Annotated in this window: 1 rRNA gene; it reads right to left on the reverse strand. The window is 51.1% G+C overall.

Annotated elements, in window-relative coordinates:
- A 23S ribosomal RNA gene (locus ABI582_RS28650) occupies window positions 1-812 on the reverse strand; the annotation flags it as partial.

The raw sequence follows: 812 nt of genomic DNA on the forward strand, positions 1-812 counted from the left end.
TGATACCCGTAGCTTCGGTGCATGGTTTGAGCCCCGTTACATCTTCCGCGCAGGCCGACTCGACTAGTGAGCTATTACGCTTTCTTTAAAGGGTGGCTGCTTCTAAGCCAACCTCCTAGCTGTCTAAGCCTTCCCACATCGTTTCCCACTTAACCATGACTTTGGGACCTTAGCTGACGGTCTGGGTTGTTTCCCTTTTCACGACGGACGTTAGCACCCGCCGTGTGTCTCCCATGCTCGGCACTTGTAGGTATTCGGAGTTTGCATCGGTTTGGTAAGTCGGGATGACCCCCTAGCCGAAACAGTGCTCTACCCCCTACAGTGATACATGAGGCGCTACCTAAATAGCTTTCGAGGAGAACCAGCTATCTCCGAGCTTGATTAGCCTTTCACTCCGATCCACAGGTCATCCGCTAACTTTTCAACGGTAGTCGGTTCGGTCCTCCAGTCAGTGTTACCTAACCTTCAACCTGCCCATGGATAGATCGCCCGGTTTCGGGTCTATACCCAGCGACTAAACGCCCTATTAAGACTCGCTTTCGCTACGCCTCCCCTATTCGGTTAAGCTCGCCACTGAATATAAGTCGCTGACCCATTATACAAAAGGTACGCAGTCACCTAACAAAGTAGGCTCCCACTGCTTGTACGCATACGGTTTCAGGATCTATTTCACTCCCCTCTCCGGGGTTCTTTTCGCCTTTCCCTCACGGTACTAGTTCACTATCGGTCAGTCAGTAGTATTTAGCCTTGGAGGATGGTCCCCCCATATTCAGACAAAGTTTCTCGTGCTCCGTCCTACTCGATTTCATTGA

It is taken from the genome of Pseudomonas sp. SAS7, assembly GCF_052112345.1.
Taxonomy (GTDB): domain Bacteria; phylum Pseudomonadota; class Gammaproteobacteria; order Pseudomonadales; family Pseudomonadaceae; genus Aquipseudomonas; species Aquipseudomonas putida_Q.